At 62.3% G+C, this 18789-nt stretch carries 21 protein-coding genes and 1 tRNA gene; 6 read left to right on the forward strand and 16 right to left on the reverse strand.

Going from position 1 to position 18789, the window contains the following annotated elements; all coding sequences use genetic code 11:
• Nucleotides 1-57: 57 nt before the first annotated feature.
• Together purN and purM are read right to left on the reverse strand one after the other, a co-directional pair.
• Nucleotides 58-651, reverse strand: a complete 594-nt coding sequence (purN, locus tag ACGKZZ_RS07570; protein ID WP_411222907.1) for a phosphoribosylglycinamide formyltransferase — start codon at nt 649-651, stop codon at nt 58-60.
• Nucleotides 648-1694, reverse strand: coding sequence for a phosphoribosylformylglycinamidine cyclo-ligase (gene purM / locus ACGKZZ_RS07575; protein ID WP_411222908.1), 1047 nt, complete (start codon nt 1692-1694; stop codon nt 648-650). The genes purN and purM overlap by 4 nt, the downstream gene beginning before the upstream one ends.
• Nucleotides 1695-1811: 117 nt before the next feature.
• Between purM and ACGKZZ_RS07580 the strand changes: the two genes are divergently transcribed.
• A tRNA-Ile gene (locus ACGKZZ_RS07580) sits at nt 1812-1888 on the forward strand.
• Nucleotides 1889-1917: 29 nt separating this feature from the next.
• Here the strand turns inward: ACGKZZ_RS07580 and ACGKZZ_RS07585 are convergent.
• Both ACGKZZ_RS07585 and ACGKZZ_RS07590 read right to left on the reverse strand, forming a co-directional pair.
• Complete coding sequence (locus tag ACGKZZ_RS07585; RefSeq protein WP_411222909.1) at nt 1918-2634, reverse strand: sirohydrochlorin chelatase; 717 nt, start codon at nt 2632-2634, stop codon at nt 1918-1920.
• Between the two features lie 33 nt (nt 2635-2667).
• Nucleotides 2668-3435 carry an SDR family NAD(P)-dependent oxidoreductase gene (locus tag ACGKZZ_RS07590; RefSeq protein ID WP_411222910.1) on the reverse strand — a complete coding sequence of 256 codons (768 nt, stop codon included), beginning with the start codon at nt 3433-3435 and terminating at the stop codon, nt 2668-2670.
• Nucleotides 3436-3573: 138 nt separating this feature from the next.
• Between ACGKZZ_RS07590 and ACGKZZ_RS07595 the strand changes: the two genes are divergently transcribed.
• Nucleotides 3574-4506 (forward strand): lysophospholipid acyltransferase family protein, encoded by a 933-nt coding sequence (locus ACGKZZ_RS07595; RefSeq protein ID WP_411222911.1) that lies wholly within the window; start codon nt 3574-3576, stop codon nt 4504-4506.
• On the opposite strand, the gene ACGKZZ_RS07600 is transcribed toward ACGKZZ_RS07595, so the two are convergent.
• The gene (locus ACGKZZ_RS07600) at nt 4470-5183 is read right to left on the reverse strand and encodes a DUF1223 domain-containing protein (protein WP_411222912.1); all 714 of its coding nucleotides are present in this window, start codon (nt 5181-5183) and stop codon (nt 4470-4472) included. The two genes, ACGKZZ_RS07595 and ACGKZZ_RS07600, sit on opposite strands and share 37 nt — an antisense overlap.
• 214 nt (nt 5184-5397) lie before the next feature.
• On the opposite strand from ACGKZZ_RS07600, the gene acnA reads away from it, so the two are divergent.
• Nucleotides 5398-8187: an aconitate hydratase AcnA gene (acnA, locus tag ACGKZZ_RS07605; RefSeq protein WP_411222913.1), complete on the forward strand. Its 2790-nt coding sequence runs from the start codon at nt 5398-5400 to the stop codon at nt 8185-8187.
• Between the two features lie 290 nt (nt 8188-8477).
• On the opposite strand, the gene ACGKZZ_RS07610 is transcribed toward acnA, so the two are convergent.
• The 10 genes from ACGKZZ_RS07610 to yajC form a co-directional block, all read right to left on the reverse strand.
• Complete coding sequence (locus ACGKZZ_RS07610) at nt 8478-9017, reverse strand: DsbE family thiol:disulfide interchange protein (protein ID WP_411222914.1); 540 nt, start codon at nt 9015-9017, stop codon at nt 8478-8480.
• The gene (gene ccmD / locus ACGKZZ_RS07615) at nt 9010-9165 is read right to left on the reverse strand and encodes a heme exporter protein CcmD (RefSeq protein ID WP_411222915.1); all 156 of its coding nucleotides are present in this window, start codon (nt 9163-9165) and stop codon (nt 9010-9012) included. Before ccmD ends, ACGKZZ_RS07610 begins: the two co-directional genes overlap by 8 nt.
• Nucleotides 9165-9893 (reverse strand): heme ABC transporter permease, encoded by a 729-nt coding sequence (locus ACGKZZ_RS07620; protein WP_411222916.1) that lies wholly within the window; start codon nt 9891-9893, stop codon nt 9165-9167. Before ACGKZZ_RS07620 ends, ccmD begins: the two co-directional genes overlap by 1 nt.
• Before the next feature lie 58 nt (nt 9894-9951).
• Nucleotides 9952-10608, reverse strand: a complete 657-nt coding sequence (ccmB, locus tag ACGKZZ_RS07625; RefSeq protein ID WP_411222917.1) for a heme exporter protein CcmB — start codon at nt 10606-10608, stop codon at nt 9952-9954.
• Nucleotides 10605-11219: a heme ABC exporter ATP-binding protein CcmA gene (gene ccmA, locus ACGKZZ_RS07630; RefSeq protein WP_411222918.1), complete on the reverse strand. Its 615-nt coding sequence runs from the start codon at nt 11217-11219 to the stop codon at nt 10605-10607. Before ccmA ends, ccmB begins: the two co-directional genes overlap by 4 nt.
• Nucleotides 11220-11306: 87 nt before the next feature.
• The gene (locus tag ACGKZZ_RS07635) at nt 11307-11663 is read right to left on the reverse strand and encodes an Mth938-like domain-containing protein (protein WP_411222919.1); all 357 of its coding nucleotides are present in this window, start codon (nt 11661-11663) and stop codon (nt 11307-11309) included.
• A gap of 16 nt (nt 11664-11679) precedes the next feature.
• A complete protein-coding gene (locus ACGKZZ_RS07640) occupies nt 11680-12438 on the reverse strand; it encodes a sulfite exporter TauE/SafE family protein (protein ID WP_411222920.1) in 759 nt (252 codons plus the stop codon).
• Nucleotides 12431-13399 (reverse strand): protein translocase subunit SecF, encoded by a 969-nt coding sequence (gene secF / locus ACGKZZ_RS07645; RefSeq protein WP_411222922.1) that lies wholly within the window; start codon nt 13397-13399, stop codon nt 12431-12433. The genes ACGKZZ_RS07640 and secF overlap by 8 nt, the downstream gene beginning before the upstream one ends.
• Nucleotides 13400-13419: 20 nt before the next feature.
• The gene (gene secD / locus ACGKZZ_RS07650; RefSeq protein ID WP_411222923.1) at nt 13420-15081 is read right to left on the reverse strand and encodes a protein translocase subunit SecD; all 1662 of its coding nucleotides are present in this window, start codon (nt 15079-15081) and stop codon (nt 13420-13422) included.
• A 30-nt stretch (nt 15082-15111) separates the two neighbouring features.
• Nucleotides 15112-15402 (reverse strand): preprotein translocase subunit YajC, encoded by a 291-nt coding sequence (yajC, locus tag ACGKZZ_RS07655; RefSeq protein ID WP_411222924.1) that lies wholly within the window; start codon nt 15400-15402, stop codon nt 15112-15114.
• A 224-nt stretch (nt 15403-15626) separates the two neighbouring features.
• Between yajC and ACGKZZ_RS07660 the strand changes: the two genes are divergently transcribed.
• The 3 genes from ACGKZZ_RS07660 (at nt 15627) to ACGKZZ_RS07670 (ending at nt 18357) form a co-directional block, all read left to right on the forward strand.
• Complete coding sequence (locus ACGKZZ_RS07660; RefSeq protein ID WP_411222925.1) at nt 15627-16286, forward strand: trypsin-like serine peptidase; 660 nt, start codon at nt 15627-15629, stop codon at nt 16284-16286.
• Between the two features lie 73 nt (nt 16287-16359).
• Nucleotides 16360-17652, forward strand: coding sequence for a serine--tRNA ligase (serS, locus tag ACGKZZ_RS07665; protein WP_411222926.1), 1293 nt, complete (start codon nt 16360-16362; stop codon nt 17650-17652).
• A gap of 3 nt (nt 17653-17655) precedes the next feature.
• Nucleotides 17656-18357, forward strand: coding sequence for a hypothetical protein (locus ACGKZZ_RS07670; RefSeq protein WP_411222928.1), 702 nt, complete (start codon nt 17656-17658; stop codon nt 18355-18357).
• Between the two features lie 59 nt (nt 18358-18416).
• On the opposite strand, the gene ACGKZZ_RS07675 is transcribed toward ACGKZZ_RS07670, so the two are convergent.
• Nucleotides 18417-18653 carry an EF-hand domain-containing protein gene (locus ACGKZZ_RS07675; protein WP_411222929.1) on the reverse strand — a complete coding sequence of 79 codons (237 nt, stop codon included), beginning with the start codon at nt 18651-18653 and terminating at the stop codon, nt 18417-18419.
• Nucleotides 18654-18789 lie beyond the last annotated feature (136 nt).

The following is an 18789-nucleotide window of genomic DNA, read 5'->3' on the forward strand; positions in this document are numbered from 1 at the left end:
GATTAGAAAATGTCACTAACCCGAAACCGATCCGGTGAAAAGCGGGCGCGGTTCGTGCTAGGGCAGATCCTTGCGGCATGTGTCTCCGCTGGCAAAGCGGCGCAGCACGGCGGGGTAAAGCGCATGTTCTTTCACCAGCACCCGCGCCGCCAGTGTGGCTGCCGTATCGTCAGGCAAAACCGGCACCCGCGCCTGTCCCAGCACACGCCCGCCGTCAAGCTCTGCGGTGACCTCATGCACCGAACAGCCCGCCTCCGGATCGCCTGCCTCGATGGCGCGGGCATGGGTGTGCAACCCTTTGTACTTTGGCAACAAGGACGGGTGGATGTTGAGCACCTTCCCCTCCCAGCGGCTGACAAAGCCTTCGGTCAAAACACGCATGAACCCGGCAAGGCACAGGATATCGGGGCGTGCCTGCTCAAGCACGTCGGTCAGCGCGGCCTCGAACGCCGCACGGTCGCTGCCGAAGCGGCGGTGATCGACGACGGCGGTGGGAATATTGCGCGCGCGGGCCTTTTCCAGCCCACCGGCATCGGGCCGGTTCGACAGCACGAGCACCGGGCGCGCCGGATGGTCGTCTGTCATGTCGTCAACCAGCGACACCATGTTGGAGCCGCCGCCCGAAATCAGGATCGCGACGCGTTTGCTCATAAAAGCGCGCCGGAATAGGTAACGCCCTGACCTGCCGTCACCGAACCGATCTGCGTCACGGTTTCTCCGGCGTCGCGCAGACGCGAAACGAGCACCTGCGCGCGGTCCGGCGCGACCACGAGGATCATGCCGATTCCGCAGTTGAACGTCTTGAGCAGTTCCGCTTCCGACATGCCGCCGGTCTTGGCCAACCAATTGAACACGGGCGGCAAGTCCCAGGAGGACAGGTCGATCTGGGCGCCCAGGTCATCCGGCAGGACGCGTGGCAGGTTTTCCGTCACTCCACCGCCCGTGATATGCGCCAAGGCATGCACGCCACCCTCGCGGATCGCGGCCAATGCTTGTGTCACATACAGCCGTGTCGGCGCGAGCAGCGCCGCACCGAGGGTGCCATCCTGCCAAGGGCAATCGGCATCCCAGCCAAGGCCGGAAACCTCGACAAGCTTGCGCACGAGGCTGTAGCCGTTGGAGTGCACGCCGTTCGAGCCAAGACCCAGGAGAACGTCACCCTCGGCCACACCATCGGGCAGCGCGGCTCCCCGCTCCATCGCGCCGACGGCAAAGCCCGCCAGATCGAAATCGCCCGCCGGGTACATGCCCGGCATCTCGGCCGTTTCCCCGCCGATAAGGGCGCAACCGGATTGCGCGCACCCCTCGGCGATACCTTCGATCACCCGCGCAGCGGTGTCGGTATCGAGTTTTCCGGTCGCGAAATAGTCCAGGAAAAACAATGGCTCCGCACCCTGACAGACCAAGTCGTTGACGCACATTGCCACGAGGTCGATGCCGACGCCATCAACGTGTCCGGTATCAATCGCGATCCGCAGCTTGGTCCCGACGCCATCCGTCGCTGCCACCAGAACCGGATCGCTATACCCGGCCGCTTTCAGATCGAACAGCGCGCCGAACCCGCCGAGCCCCGACATCACGCCGGGACGCGCCGTGCGTTTGGCGGCAGGTTTGATCCGCTCTACCAGCGCGTTGCCCGCGTCTATGTCCACGCCTGCATCAGCGTAGGTGATGCCGTCTTGCTTGTTCGTCATTGTGCCGCCCTTCGAAAGTTGCGCAGCCCTTAGCGCAGCGTCGCGCGCAAGTCCATCGCCCCGGTGCCGTCTGCCTCTTGACGCGCTCGGGCGGTCTGCTAGTGAAACGCCCATGGCGGGCCTGTAGCTCAATTGGTTAGAGCAGAGCGCTCATAACGCTTTGGTTGCGGGTTCAAGTCCTGCCGGGCCTACCATGTTCCCCGACCGACACCGACGCCGCGCGTCAGATACACCGTGTCGGATCGGTTGTCGTCGCGCGCCATGACAGCGCGTCAGCGATCATTTTCGGCACGTCGGGGTGCAGGCCAATCGGGTCCAGCACAAGGCCGGGAAAGCCTGCCGCCTCTACGGCCTCGGGCAGATCGTCAAGGACATGCCCGCGTCTGGCCGCGAAATAGGGCAGGCAGATCGCGGTGTCATCCAGTCCGCGCAGCACCTCTTCAAGCGATGGCGCTTCCTCGACATAGCCGCAGCGGATGGATTTGGGGCGCAATTCCGCCTCGACACGATCCGCGAAGGCTTGCGTGGCCTGTGAGACGCGGCGCGATTTGCCGGAACCGTGTCCGGCGATGACAAGGTCGATATCAGACGGGTCACACCCGCGTTGCTTGCAGATGTCGCGCACCCACCGTGCGGCCAGCATCGGCAAGGTGCAGTCCATGCCGAAACTCACAAGTTGCGGGCCAACTCCGGGCGAAAGCCGTTTGGGTAGTTGAACCTGGGTGAACCAGCCGTCGGCCATGAACATCGGATAGATCAATGCACCGGGACGCTGGGCGCTCAGCGCTTCGATCCGGCCTTCGGCAGCGAGCGTGACACCTTCGATCCGCGCTTCGGGTACGTGACGCGCGACCGCCGATGCGAGTGCTGCAATTTCCGCCTCGCCGACTTGCGGGTCAGAGGGTTGACCGTGGCTGACGATGAGGGCGTCAAAGGACATCGCGGCGCTCCTGAAGTTGCAACTCGGCTTGACCTAGCGCGGCGCCATGCGAATGGCACCGTCAAGGCGGATCACTTCGCCATTCAACATCGCATTCTCGACGATATGCCGCACCAGTTGCGCGTATTCCGCCGCATTGCCAAGCCGGGACGGGAATGGCACCTGCGCGCCAAGACTGTCCTGCACCTCTTGCGGCAAACCTTCGAGCATCGGCGTCTTGAACAATCCCGGCGCGATGGCGCAGACCCGAATCCCCAAGGAGGCCAGATCGCGTGCCATCGGCAAGGTCAGACCGACTACGCCACCCTTGGACGCAGCATAGGCCGCCTGCCCCACCTGGCCCTCATATGCGGCGACCGACGCCGTATTGATCACCACGCCGCGCGCACCGTCTTCGTCCAGCGGTTCGTTGGCCGACATCAAGGTCGCGGCTTGCGAGGCGACATTGAAGGTGCCGAGCAGGTTGACACCGATCACCTTTGCAAAGAGCGCCGGATCATGCGGCGCGCCTTTGGAGACCGTTTTCGCAGCCGGCGCCAGTCCGGCGCAGTTGACGGCGATGTGCAAGGCACCGTGCGCCGTTCTGATCTGGTCAATCGCGGCCTCGACGCTTTGGGGTTCGCTGACATCGGTTTGAATGAATGTCCCGCCAAGGGTGTCGGCCATCGCCGCGCCGGCCTCGGCGTTCATGTCGAGAAGGACCACCTGCGCACCGGCCTGCGACAGGGCAGTCGCCGCCGCCGCGCCGAGGCCGGAGGCGCCGCCGGTGATCAGGGCCACGGTCTTTTGGGTTATCTTCATGCGGCAGTCTCCTTTGGGGTATGTCCATCAACATGTAGAGCGTCCCGCTTTGATCTTGCAAGCGGTCGTCGGACAGGCGCTTTGACACGCGATTTCGAAATCGCGTATCAAGCGCTCTCGAGGGCGCTTTGCCGCAAGATGTTGGTTCCAGTGAAAAAGAAACGAAAACACACTGCCGGAGGCTGGCGCGACTGGGTGACCGATCGGATCTTGCGCGCAGCGATCTGGGGCGCATTGCGTCTGCCCGTGCGTGCACGGCTCTGGCTGATCGGCCGCCTGGTGCGCCATGTGGTGTCGCCGCTTGCTGGCTACCGCACCCGCGCGATGGACAATCTGGCGCATGTCTGGCCGGAGATGGATACAAAAGAGCGCCGTCGTCTGGCCGATCTGGTGGCCGACAATGCCGGGCGCACGATGATCGACAATTACGATGTCGCGGGTCTGATGGAGCGAATGCGCGATGCGCCCGTCACCGGCGACGGGCTTGCCGCGGTCGAGGCCGCCGAGGCCGCGGGGCAACCCGTCTTGTTCGTCACCGGGCATTTCGGCAATTTCGAAGCGCCCCGCGCGGCACTCGTAGCGCGCGGCTATCGGATCGGCGGGCTGTATCGCCCGATGTCGAATCCGTTCTTCAACGCCCATTACGCCGCCAACATGCACGCCCTGTCAGATCCGGTGTTCGAACAGGGTCGGCGCGGCACGATGGGGTTGATCAAGCATATCCGCGAAGGCGGCATGGGGGTGTTGCTGTTTGATGTCTACGACAGCGCCGGGGTTCCGATCGACTTCATGGGCCAACCGGCGCCAACGCTGACCTCGGTAGCGAATATCGCGCTCAAGACCGGCGCGTTGCTGGTGCCGTTTTTCGGCATCCGCCAGGCCGACGGCGTGTCATTCGAGGCGGTGTTCGAGGAACCCGTGCCGCATGGCGACCCTGTCGAGATGATGCGCGAGGTGACACGCCGTCTTGAGGCGCGCATACACGCCAACCCCGAACAATGGTTCTGGATACATCGCCGCTGGAAACCGCGCCGTCAGCGCAAGCGCGCTGCGGCCAGGATGCGGCCCTGATTCTTGGCCTGAACCAGCACCACCACGGGCGCGTCGCCCGCCACCGGAACAGACGCGGACAGTGCGCTGGTCCCGTTCCAGTCGCCCACATCGCTCCACTCGGTGACGATATGGCTGTAGGTAATGGACTTACCGGCGTTTTCACCGCGAGGAATGTCAATCGTCTCGGAGGGTGTATAACGAATGAGGAAAATATCGGCGTCGGCCAAGCCGTGCGTCCTCGGCGCGCTGATCGACAACGTATCGCCGTTGCGTGTCACATCCAAATTCACCGGCAGACCTTTCACAAGATGCTCCTGCACCGTTTCGGACACGTCAATCGCCCGGTTGCCCACGACGTCGGACACGCCGTTCACCACCATTTGCGGCGTGTAGATCGCGCGGTTGTTGAACGCACGCGCATAGCCCTTCTGCCGCTTGGTAAATGCGGAATGGGCGAACTTGTCTTTCCAGCCGATGTAATCCCAATAATCGACATGCAGCGCCAGCGCGATGACGTTGTCGCGCTCGCCCAGTTGGGCCAGCATTTCGTCGGCATCCGGGCAGGACGAGCAGCCTTGCGAGGTGAAGAGTTCGACCACCACCGGCGTGTCATCGGCGCGCAGCGGAGTGCCGCTCATGCCAAGTATCACCGCCGTCATTGCTGCCAGAGCCTTCATCATGCCGCTGCTATCCATTCCGTAACGTCCCCATCGGACACCTAACCCCGAGGCGTTGAAATAACCAATCAAGGTTTTGCGAGAGCGCGGCGTCAGAACCGTGAAAATGAGGATGCCGAAGAATTGTGTGCAATAGTATACCAAAATCGTCGCACCCCCCTTGATCGGCAGCGGGGCTTGGGGCAAATAGCAGGCAGATACCCCGTTATTCATAGCTTTGAGGAGCCCTGTCATGCCCATTACAGTCGGTCAGGACACAGCCAAGACCCGCAAGACACTGACGGTCAACGGCACGTCCGTCGCCTATTATTCGATCCCTGCGGCCGAGGCAGCGGGGCTTGGGTCGTTCTCGAACCTGCCGGCCTGCCTCAAGGTGGTGCTTGAGAACATGTTGCGCTTCGAGGATGGCAAGACCGTCAGCGTCGACGATATCAAGGCGTTCGGCACCTGGGGCGAGAAAGGCGGCAAGAACCCGCGTGAAATCGCCTACCGCCCGGCCCGCGTGTTGATGCAGGACTTCACCGGCGTGCCCGCCGTGGTCGATCTGGCGGCTATGCGCGACGGGATCGTGGCGCTTGGCGGCGACGCGGAAAAGATCAACCCGCTCAACCCGGTGGATCTGGTCATCGACCACTCGGTGATGATCGACGAATTCGGCAACCCGCGCGCCTTCCAGATGAACGTGGACCGCGAATACGAACGCAACATGGAGCGCTATACCTTCCTCAAATGGGGTCAGAAAGCGTTCAACAACTTCCGCGTTGTCCCGCCCGGCACCGGCATCTGCCATCAGGTAAACCTTGAATATCTGGCGCAGACCGTCTGGACCGATGAGGACCAGAGCGGCGAACAGGTTGCCTATCCTGACACGCTGGTCGGCACCGACAGCCACACCACGATGGTCAACGGCGCGGCTGTTCTGGGCTGGGGTGTCGGCGGGATCGAGGCCGAGGCCGCAATGCTGGGCCAGCCGATCTCGATGCTGATTCCTGAAGTTGTCGGTTTTGAACTGACCGGCGAGATGATGGAAGGCACGACCGGCACCGACCTCGTGCTCAAGGTGGTCGAGATGCTGCGCGAGCGCGGCGTGGTCGGCAAATTCGTGGAGTTCTTCGGCAAGGGGCTGGACAACCTGCCGCTGGCGGACCGGGCCACCATCGCCAACATGGCGCCGGAATATGGCGCGACCTGCGGCTTCTTCCCGATTGACGACGAAACCCTGCGCTATCTCAAGACCACGGGCCGGGATATGGACCGCATCGCTCTGGTCGAAGCCTACGCCAAGGAAAACGGCCTGTGGCGCGACGCGGATTACGCGCCGGTCTACACCGATACGCTGCATCTGGACATGGGCACCATCGTGCCCGCGATCTCCGGCCCCAAGCGTCCGCAGGACTATATTGCACTCGATCAAGCCGCCGATGCCTTTGTCGAATACGTCAAGGGCGTTCGCGACGGTAAGGACGCGACCGAAACCGCCGAGATCCGCTGGGAAGGCGAAGGCGGCCAGCCGGAGCCGACCGAGATTCCGGGCGACGAGGGTCACCACAAGCGGGGCTATGTGCCGACCGAGGATGGCAGCTATCAGTTGCATGACGGCTCTATCGTCATTGCCTCGATCACGTCCTGCACCAACACATCGAACCCCTATGTGATGATCGGCGCGGGCCTTGTGGCGCGCAAGGCGCATGAAAAGGGACTCACCCGCAAGCCTTGGGTCAAGACGTCGCTGGCGCCGGGATCGCAGGTGGTCAGCGCCTATCTCGAGGCCGCAGAGCTTCAGAAAGACCTTGATGCGCTTGGCTTCAACCTCGTGGGCTATGGCTGCACCACCTGCATCGGTAACTCCGGTCCGCTGGAACCGGCGATCAGCAAGGCGATCAGCGATTACGATCTGATCGGTGTCTCGGTATTGTCGGGCAACCGCAACTTCGAAGGCCGCATCAGCCCGGACGTGCGTGCCAACTACCTCGCCTCGCCGCCGCTGGTGGTGGCCTATGCGCTGGTGGGTGACATGAATGTCGACATCACCACCGCGCCGCTGGGACAGGATCAGGACGGAAACGACGTGTTCCTCAAGGACATCTGGCCGACGACGAAGGAAATCGCCGAACTGGTCGAGCAGACCGTCACCCGCGAGGCCTTCCAGAGCAAATATGCCGATGTCTTCAAGGGCGATGAAAAGTGGCAGAACGTCGAGACGACGGACCAGAAAACCTATGACTGGCCGCCCTCGTCCACCTATGTTCAGAACCCGCCTTATTTCCAGGGGATCACCATGGAAACGAAGGAGATCGAGAACATCGAAGGCGCCAAGGTTCTGGCGCTTTTGGGCGACATGATCACCACCGACCACATCTCGCCTGCCGGATCGTTCAAGGAATCGACACCTGCCGGGCAATACCTGATCGAGCGTCAGGTTCCGGTGCGCGAGTTCAACTCTTACGGATCGCGTCGTGGCAACCATGAGGTGATGATGCGCGGCACCTTCGCCAACATCCGCATCCGCAACGAAATGCTCGACAACGTCGAAGGCGGCTACACCAAGGGTCCGAACGGCGAACAGATGCCGATCTTCGATGCCGCAATGGCCTATCAGGAACAGGGCACTCCGTTGGTGATCTTCGGGGGTGAACAATACGGCGCGGGTTCGTCGCGTGACTGGGCAGCCAAGGGCACGGCTCTGCTGGGCGTCAAAGCTGTCATCGCCGAAAATTTCGAACGTATCCACCGCTCCAACCTTGTGGGCATGGGTGTGATCCCGTTCGAGTTCACCGGCGGCGACACACGCAAGTCCTTGGGGCTGACGGGAGAAGAGACCGTGTCGATCCACGGTCTGGACGACATCAAACCGTTGGCCGAGGTGCCCTGCACCATCACGATGGCGGACGGCTCCAAGAAAGAGATCACGCTCAAATGCCGGATCGATACAGCGGTCGAGATCGAGTACATCGAAAACGGCGGCGTGTTGCATTACGTCCTGCGCAACCTTGCCAGCGAAGACAAGATCGCGGCTGAATAAGCGGCGGTGTCTCAACCAAATCAAAAGGCGGGCCGCAGGGTCCGCCTTTTTTCGTCCGGCGCTCCGGCAACTGTCCCGTCCTGCTCCATCCTGTCGCATGTGACACCCTGACCCCTTCGCTTCTAGCGCTATCAGGGGCATGTCTTCTGCCTAAAAGACAAAAAGAATTACAGGTTGAGACATGAGACTTCTGACTTTGATACAGACCGCAGCACTCTTGCTGATCGCAGGGGCTAGCGTGCTTGCCGCAACGCCGGAGCCGATGCTGGGTCTACTGCCCTGAACCGGGCCTAGTCTGCCAGTGCCTTTTCCAGCTCTGGCAAAAAACGCTGTTCGTAATCCGAGCCGACCAGCGGCCCGGCAAAGCGGAACAACACGGTCCCGTCCCCATCCACGATGAACGTCTCGGGCGGCGCGGTCACGCCCCAGTCGATCGACGTACGGCCCGCGGGGTCGAACGGTACGGCAACGAACGGGTTGCCGTCATCGGCGAGGTATTGGCTTGCAGTCTTTACCTGATCCCGAATGTTGACGCCGATGATCGGCATCCCCTCGCTCTGCATTTCAAGCAGTTTTGGATGTTCCAACCGGCATGGCGGGCACCAGCTGGCCCAGAAATTGACCAGAGTGACCTCGCCGTTGCTCAGCATGTCGGGAGAGAATGCTGCATAACCGGGCAGCGGCTCGGTGGTGATTTCGGGTGCTGCCTGGCCCACACGGGTCGACGGCAGACCTTGCGGATCATCCCTGAACATTCCGACATAGGCCAGCACCGCGAACGCACCGAAAATCAGCGGCGGCAGGACCATCAGAGGCGAGATTTTAGCCATGCTGACCTCTCCTGGCTTCGACCTCGTCAAGCGCGGCCCGTGCCTTGCGCGCGCGGCGCAGGCTGGCGATCACGATCACACCAAGCAAGAGCAGCGTCACGCCGTAGGAACTCAGCACTTCAAAGGCGTATTTACCAAGATCAGGCATCAGACTTGTCCTTCGCGCGCCAGCAGCGCACGGGTGCGGCGGGCGCGGATTTCGGTTTGGGTGCGCAGGAACACCAAGGCCACGAACAGCAGCACAAAGCCCGCGATGCACACCAGAAGCGGAAACCAGAACACATCCGAGATATTCTCTTCCTTGTCCAGACTGAGCGTCGCGCCTTGGTGCAGACCCTGATTCCAGAAGTTCACCGCATAGCGGCTAAGCACCGCAAACACCGATCCGACCAGACACAGGATCGAGGTCAGATCCGCCGCCGTGTCGTCATTCTCGATCGCTTCCCACAGGGCCATGTAGCCGAGGTAAAACAGGAACAGGATCAGGAACGAGGTCAGGCGCGGATCCCACGCCCACCATGTGCCCCACATCGGCTGGCCCCAGAATGCGCCCGTCGCCAGCGCGATCAGCGTCATTACAGCGCCCACCGGAGCCGCCGCGCGGGCCGCCAGTGCCGAGACATGGTGCCGCCGCACGATCCAGATGAGCGAGGCCACGAGCATCATCATCCATGCGTTGATCGCCATCAGCGCCGAGGGCACATGAATGTAGATGATCTTGACGGTCGAGCCCTGGCGGAAATCGTCGGGCGTGAAGAAGAAGCCCCACACCAGGCCGGTAAACAGAAAGATGCCGGCCAGAGTCCAGATCCACGGCAACACCTTGTCGGTGGTGCGGATGAATTTTACCGGATTTGCGTATTCCCACAAAGACATGATGGTCAGGTAGGCCGTTTTGGGCGGGCCTTCAATTCAAAAAATCGCATGGGCCGTGTTATCGCAGATTGATCCGCAAAACCGCCGCGCTGGCAAAGGGCAAAAGCGCGATCACGCCAAAGCTGATGCCGGCCAAAAGCAACAGCGGCGTCTGCACCGAAAGCCCCTCTGCCCCGCGCCGTGCCACCTCGGCGCCAAAGATCAGCGTCGGGACATAGAGCGGCAGGACCAGCAGGGACATCAGCAACCCGCCGCGCTTCAGCCCCACGGTCAGCGCCGCGCCGAACGTGCCGATCACGCTGAGGGCCGGAGTGCCGACGGCAAGGCTGATCAGCACCCATTTGAACGCGGGCAGCGGCAGGCTGAGCAACACACCAAGCACCGGCGCGGCGAGCACCAGCGGCAGGCCGGTGGTGATCCAATGGGCGAACGCCTTGACGGTCACGATGCTTTCCACCGGCAAGGGCGCGGTCGCGAGCAGGTCGAGCGAGCCATCCTCCCAATCGAGCGCAAGGATACGGTCGAGTGACAAGAGACACGCCAGCAAGGCGCCGATCCACAAAATCCCCGGCGCAATGCGCGACAGCAATTCGGTCTGCGGCCCCACTCCGAACGGCACCAGAACCGTCACGATCAGGAAGAACGCGAGACCAAGCCCGAACCCGCCGCCCGCGCGGATCGAGAGCATCAGGTCGCGGGCCAGCAGCGCCCTCACAGGAACGCCTCGTCCATCGCGCGGGTGCGTGGACCTGCCTTGAACGGTGTCAGATCCAGCACGCGGGCCTCGGCCAGCCCAAGGTCGATATGGGTGGCCATCAGCGCGCTGCCGCCGCCGCGCAGATGTAGACGGACCGCTTCTGCAAACAGCGCAACCGATGCGGTGTCCAAAGACACGGTGGGTTCGTCGAGAACCCAGATCGGTCGCCCCGTCACCATCAGGCGCGCAAGCCCTAGCCGCCGTTTCTGCCCCGCCGACAGGGTGCCTGCCATGCGGGATTGCAATTCGACCAGATCGAACGCCTGCAACGCTTGCGCTATGTCAGTTACGCCAAACACCGACGCCCAAAAGCGCAGGTTTTCGGTGACCGTCAACATCGCCTTCAGCCCATCGGAATGACCCGAATAGGCGATCTGGTCCTCGGCTCCGGTCACGGTGCCTGCTTCGACAGGTTGCAAGCCCGCGACGCTGCGCAGCAATGTCGTCTTGCCAATGCCGTTTGGACCGCGCAGCACCAAAGCCTCGCCGGGGGCCAGATCGAACGACACATTCTCAAGGATCGCAACGCCGCCACGGGTGACGGCCAGATCGCGCACAGCCAAAGTCATGGCCCCGCTTAGACCACTGGCGCGTAAGCGAAAAGCGTGAAAATGCCGCGTTTGCATGTCGGGCCTGCGATTGCAGCGCGTGTGGCCTCAGGTGACTGGCAAAACCGCCAGCGCCACGCGCCGCCCTTCGGACAAAAGAACGTTATAGGTCCGGCATGCAGCGGGCGAGTTCATCACTTCCACGCCCAAGCCCGCCTGTTCCAGCGTCTGGCGAAAATCGGCAGGAATGTGCGCGATGTCGGTGCCCGTACCGACGAACAGCACATCGACATCCTCTGCAATCGCAACCAAACTCTCGGTGTCGTCAAAACCGCCCCAGGGTTTGGTGCCCTGCGCGCCCGTCAAGAGCGGTGCGGAATGTTGCTTGCCGCCGATGCGGAAATATCCCGCGCCATAGCCGTCAATGGGCTCGGCATCGGTAAAGACCACTTCATTCAGGCGCATCTTCGTCTCCTTCGCTTCAGGCGTTTGTCCAGACCGGCAGCCCCAGCAGCGTCGCCAGAGCAATTATGGCATAGGCCGTTGCGCGGAACACCCGTTCCCGATCCGGCCGGAACACCGCCTGCCCGATCAGCGTGCCAGCGCCGTAGGGGATCATCAACACCAATCCTAGCGCAACCGCCTGCGCCGTCAAAATCCCTTGTGCATACATGAGCGGCAGCAACGACAGGCTGGTGACGGTCAGGAACACCACCGTCGTGGCACGCGTCGTGGCGATGCTGTCACGCCCGGCCAGTTGAAACAGTACCATGATCGGCCCCATCAACCCGCTGACCCCGCCGACGAACCCGGTGGCAAGGCCGATGGCCGCGCGGGTGCGGGTGCTTGGCACGACCGAAAAGCGCCACCCGGCCATGAGCGCCAGCAAGGTGGCTGCGCAGATCGTCACCACGGCCCAACGGATCGCCGTGACATCGGCGACCCGCAACACCCATATTCCAAGCGAGGCTGACAGAGTGGCCGTCGCGATCAGGATCCCGACGGCGCGCCGGTTCACCAGAGGCAGCGCCTTGGGCAGGATGGTCACGACCGAGGACAATGACGAAACGGCAAAGGCTGCAATGGCAACGGCGGGCGGCAGGAAAATCACCGCCACCGGCATCGCCACCAGCGCAGCGCCGAAGCCGGCAAAGCCGTATACCGCTCCGGCGATCATGGTCGTGACGATCAACCAACCCAGCCCCGCTGTCTCCAGCGCAGCCAGAACCACGTCAGGCATCGACGCCAGAGAACTGGTTGCCAGTGGTGTCGGTCGGTTTGCTCCAGTCGCGCTTCACCCCCAGCCAAAGCAGGATCGAGGACGCCACGAAAATCGACGAATACGTCCCCACGATCACGCCCCAGATCATGGCGAACACAAAGCCACGGATCACGTCACCGCCCAGCACAAACAGCGAAATCAGCGCCAAAAGCGTGGTGGCAGAGGTCATGAAGGTCCGGCTGAGTGTTTCGTTGATCGACACGTTCAGAACCTCCTTTAGGTCCTTTTGCTTGTACTTGATCAGATTCTCTCGCACCCGGTCAAACACCACCACGGTATCGTTCAGCGAATATCCCACGATGGTCAAAAGTGCGGCGATGATCGCAAGGTCAAACCGGATCTGCACCTCCGAGAAGATGCCGATAGTCAACACGACGTCGTGCACCAAGGCCACCACCGCGCCGACGGCGAATTGCCACTCAAACCGCAACCAGATGTAGACGAGCACGGCGCTCATCGCCAAAAGCACCGCGATCGCCGCCGTCTGGATCAATTCGCCCGACACCTTGGGGCCGACCGATTCGACCGAGACAAACTGGATATCCGGCACCACCTCAAGCAACGCCGCCTCGACCTGTTCGATCACCTCGGCACTGACCGCCTCTTCGCCGTCCTGTGCCTGAATCCGCACCATCGCGACGTTCTGATCGGGGCCGAATGTCGGATCGAACACCTCGGAAATGGTCACATCGCCCAGACCCAGCGTGGCAATGGCATCGCGGTACTGGCCCACATCCACCGCCTGCGTGCTTTGCATGCGGATCGTGGTACCACCGCGAAAGTCGATGCCGTAATTCAGACCCTGCATCAGGAACGACCCGAACGCGACGACCATCATCACAGCCGAAATGCCAAGCCAGACGCGCCAGCGTTTGAAGAAATCGAAATTGGTGTTTTCTTTGACCAGTCGCAAACGCATATCAGGCCGAGCCCTTCATGTTATACTTCGATTGTCTTGGGACGGCGGCGTTCAAACCACATCACGATCAAAAGACGGGTGACGAAAATCGCGGTGAAGACCGAGGTGAGGATGCCAAGACCGAGCGTGATCGCAAAGCCGCGCACCGGGCCGGAGCCCATGACGAACAGGATCACCGCCGTGATGAACGTCGTGATGTTGGCGTCCAGAATCGCCGACAGCGCCTTTTCATAGCCAAGCTCGATGGCCCGCGCAGGCCCGCGTGCGGTTTTCAGCTCTTCGCGGATACGCTCGAAGATCAGCACGTTCGCATCGACCGCCATGCCCACCGTCAGAACGATGCCCGCGATCCCCGGCAGGGTCAGCGTTGCGCCGATCATGCTGAGCAGGCCGAAGATCAGGCCGACGTTGATGATCAGCGCGATATTGGCAAAGATGCCGAACAGCCCGTAGCTGAGCGCCATGAACACCAGAACGGCGGCAAAGGCCACCAGCGTCGCGACCTTGCCCGCGTCGATGCTGTCCTGCCCCAGTTCCGGGCCGATGGTGCGCTCTTCCAGGAATTCCAGACCGGCAGGCAACGCCCCTGCCCTGAGCAGCACGGCAAGCTGGGTCGATTCTTCAACCGAGAAATTGCCGGTGATGATGCCCGACCCGCCCGGAATGTGGCTCTGGATCACCGGTGCGCTGATGACTTCGCTGTCGAGCACGATGGCAAACGGATTGCCGATATTGGCCGCCGTGTAGTCGCCGAACTTGCGCGCGCCAGCCGGGTTGAACCTGAAATTGACCGCCGGGCGTCCGTTCTGGTCAAACGCGGGTTGCGCGTCGACCAGTTCCTCGCCGGTGACGACGGGCGCCTGTTCCAGCACATAAAACACGCCCGACTCGTCGAGCGACGGCAGAACCTCGTTGCCCACGCCGGGGGCGGTGTTGCCGTCATCGGTACGCCCGACCACGGGTTGAAACGTCAACTGCGCGGTGGTGCCGATGATGTCTTTCAACTCGGCCGCCGATCCGATGCCGGGCACCTGGATCAGGATGCGGTCGGTTCCCTGACGCTGGATCGTCGGCTCGCGCGTGCCGACCTCGTCGATCCGGCGGCGAATGATCTCGAGGCTTTGCATCATCGTGCGACGGTCGGTGGCGACGCGCTCGGCCTCCGACAGGGTGATGACGATGTCAGATCCCTCGCCGCTCACCTCCAGATCGTTGCTCATCGCGCCGGTCACAGACACCACGGGCTGCGCCAGACCGCGCACCAGTTCCAGCGCGCGGGCCATGCCGTCGGGCTGGGAAATGCGCACGCGAAGCGTGTCGCCGCTCGAGGGTTGCAGGCGGATGGTGCCGACCGTGTCCCGTTCGGGGCGCAGCACATCGCGGACCTCGGGCCAGAGCGCCTTGAGCCGCGCGGCGTAGACATCCTCGACCTGAACCTCGGCCAGAAGATGCGCGCCGCCGCGCAGGTCCAGACCCAGATTGACAAGACCGGACGGCAGATAGGACGGCCAGCCTGCGCTGTCGGACAAAAGTTCGGGCGTTTCGCCCTGCACCTCGATCGCGGCAAGCGCGTCGTTATGTTGCTCGACCCGCGGGTAGAACAGGTTCGGCAGCGCCAATACCAGACCGACCGCCACAGTCGTCCAGATCAAAAGGCGCTTCCACAGATCGATCTGAAGCATGAGCGATGGGTCCGATACGTCTGGAAGTGATCAGGAATTGGCGGCGGGTTCGGTCTTGGACATCACCTGTGCCACGGTGCTCTGCACCACGCGCACCTTGACACCTTCGCCAAGTTCCACATCCAACTCATTGTTTTCCTTGACCTTCAGAACCTTGCCGATCAAGCCACCCTGCGTGACAATGACATCGCCGCGGCGCAGGCCCTCGACCATTTTCTGATGCTCTTTCATCTTTTTCTGCTGCGGACGGATCAGCAGGAAATACATGATCGCGAAGATCAGAATAAGAGGGACAAATTGGGCGATTGTGCTGCCATCCATGGGCGTGCTCCTTAACGAATTGCGCGGTCGATGCCGCCGCTTTGCGGGCCGTAAAATTTGGCCGGAACCTATGGTGCCGCACGCGGCATTGCAAGGCGGGTTCGGTGCCGTTTGCAAGAGTGGTCCGCAAGTGCCTCTGCGTCAGGTGGTTCGGAGCTCGGAATTGCGACCTCGGAACGATCGCCATCTTGCCGACCCGCACAAAATACGCCTTAACGGGCGGCATGTTTCAAAAAGTGTTCGCTCTGATCCTGCTCGGCTTGGCCACCACCGCCCCGGCGCAGGATCTTCCGGTCCTTCCGGCACAGGATCACGCCGACTGGCAAGCGGTCGGGCGCGTCAATGCCTCTGGATACCGTAAGCGTGATATGTGTACCGGAACCCTGATCGCGCCGGATCAGGTGCTGACGGCGGCACATTGCGTATCGGGCATCGACGGGGTCGGACCGTTGCCGGGCGAGATCACATTTGTCGCAGGCTGGTTGCGCGGCGCTGCCTCCGACAGCGTCAAGGGCAATTCGATCTGGGTGCATCCGATGGCCTATGCCGAGGGCAGCCTCGATGTCCGCTACGACATTGCGGTTCTGACGCTGGAACGCGCGGCGTCGGTGACGGAATTGCCGGTTGCCACGGCAAGGGCCACGGCGCCCTTCGCCATTCTGGGCTATTCGAGTCGACGTCCCCACATGCTGGGCGCGTCCTTTACCTGCGGCGGGGTCTATGCGTCACGCATCCTGCGGCTTGATTGCCCGGTGCAGCCGGGAAATTCCGGCGGTCCGGTGATGTCCAAATCGGGCGATGACTGGGTTGTGAGCGCCGTGATCAGTGCCAAGGGGCAAGGCCGCGCTCTTGCGGTTCCCGTGTCGAGGCTCTCGGCGCGCTGACCCCCTACCCAAGCGCGAGTTTCCGGTGCATAAGGCCGCGCAACATCGAATACGAGTCAGAAGGACCAGACCCATGCATGACATCCGAGCCATCCGCGAGAACCCCGCTGCGTTCGACGCGGCCCTGTCGCGCCGTGGGTTGGAGCCGGTCTCGTCCGAGATTCTGCGTATCGACGAGGCCCGCCGCGCCGCCATCCTCGAAGCTGAAACCGCGCAGGCCGACCAGAACAAGGCCGCCAAGGACATCGGTGCCGCCAAGGCCGCCGGCGATGACGCCGCGTTCCAACGGCTGCGCGATGAGGTCTCGGCCAAGAAAGCGGCTGTGGGCGAGTTGCAGGCGCGTGCCAAGGAACTGGATGATGCGCTTATGACCTTGCTGATGGGCTTGCCCAACCTGCCCAACAGCGATGTGCCGGACGGCGAGGACGAAAACGACAATGTGGAGGTCCACCGCTGGGGCACGCCGCGGGAGTTCGATTTCCAACCCAAGGAACATTACGAGATCGCAGGCGTTCAATCCGGGATGGATTTTGAAACCGCCGCCAAGCTCTCGGGCTCTCGTTTTGTCGTTTTGTCAGGCGCCGTGGCGCGGCTGCACCGGGCATTGGCACAGTTCATGCTGGATACGCATGTCAGCGAAAACGGCCTGACCGAGACATGGACCCCGGTCCTGGTGCGCGACGAGATGATGTATGGCACCGGTCAGTTGCCCAAGTTCGGCGATGACAGCTATCAGACCACCAACGGCTGGTGGCTGGTGCCGACCGCCGAAGTGTCGCTGACCAACATGGTCAATGGCGACACGCTGGACGAAGACACCCTGCCGCGTCGCCATGTCGCCCACACGCAGTGCTTCCGCTCCGAAGCGGGCAGCGCCGGGCGCGACACGTCGGGCATGTTGCGCCAGCACCAGTTCGAGAAGGTCGAGATGGTCTCGATCACCCATCCCGATCACAGCCGCGACGAATTGGACCGCATGACGGGGTGCGCGCAGGGCATTCTGGAAAAGCTGGGCCTGCCCTATCGCACGATGGTTCTGTGCACCGGAGACATGGGCTTTGGCGCGCAGCGCACGCATGATATCGAAGTGTGGCTGCCGGGGCAGAACACCTACCGCGAGATCAGCTCTGTGTCGGTCTGCGGAGACTTTCAGGCGCGCCGGATGAACACGCGGTTCAAGCCGACAGGTGGCGGAAAGCTCGACTTCGTGCACACGCTCAACGGATCGGGCCTTGCGGTCGGGCGCTGCCTCATCGCCGTGCTCGAAAACGGTCAGGAGGCCGATGGCTCCATCACGCTGCCCGCGGGGCTGCTGCCGTGGCTTGGCGGCAAAACCCGTATCTCAGCCGAAGGAGCGATGGTCTAACCGATGGCACGCGTCTGGTCTGTTCTGGTACTGGTGGCCGCAATCGCCTTTGCGGCATCACCGTTCTTCGCCGAAGGGTTCAATGGCTTTGACCCCAACCAATTCCCGATTCCGCAGGACAACCCGCCGGTTCAACCTGCGGGCTATGCGTTTTCGATCTGGGGTCTGATCTATGCGTGGTTGATTATCGGAGCGGGATTCGGCGTGCTCAAGCGGATCGACGATCCCGATTGGGCCGCGATGCGCCCGCCGCTGGTGGTTAGCCTTGCCATCGGCGCGATCTGGTTGCCGGTGGCCAACGTCTCTCCAATCATCGCCACGATCCTGATCTGGGCGATGCTTGTTAGCGCCTTCTTCAGCCTGTTCCGCGTCGGAGATACCGACCGCTGGCTGCAACAGGCGCCGGTGGCGATCTATGCTGGCTGGCTGACAGCCGCGTCCTCGGTGTCGATCGGGCTTTTGCTCGCGGGTTATGGCGTCTTGCCTCCAACCGTGGCGGCGCTGGCCGCGCTGGCGCTCGGGCTTGGCGTTGCGCTGGTGGCGCAATACCGCCTGCACCGCGCGCCGGAATATGGCGTGACGGTGATCTGGGCTCTGATCGGGGTCATCGTTGCCAATACCGGCCCGCTCAACATCGCGGTGGTCGGCCTTTGTGTCGTGGGCATCATCGCCATTCTGGCTCTGCGCGGCACCGACACCGAGTAACGAATAAGGGCTCCGGTCTCCCGAAGCCCTTGCGTATCGATCAGGTCGTGATCCAGGTCTCAGTTGACGAGGATCTCGGCCTCTTGCGCTGCAGTCAACTCATCCATGCTCACCTCGCCGTCGCCGTCCGTATCGACTTCGCCGTACACGTCTTCGGTCAGATCAGGATAAGCCACCATCAGCTCTTCCATCGAGTAGGTGCCATTGCCGTCGGTGTCTTCAACTTCGGTCTGGGCAAACGCCATACCGGCAGTCAGGGCAACAACGGTTCCAAGGGTCAAAACAGCGTGCTTCATGTCTTTGAACACTCCAATGCGGACATCGCCGCAAACAACGGCTCAGTGCCGTCTGCACTGACGTAACACCGCAATAGGCCGATACAAGATGCTGAAACATCGCCGTGATGAGGGATCGGCAAAGCGCCGCTCATGT

The sequence above is a fragment of the Marivita sp. S2033 genome (assembly GCF_046592965.1).
Taxonomy (GTDB): Bacteria; Pseudomonadota; Alphaproteobacteria; order Rhodobacterales; family Rhodobacteraceae; genus Marivita.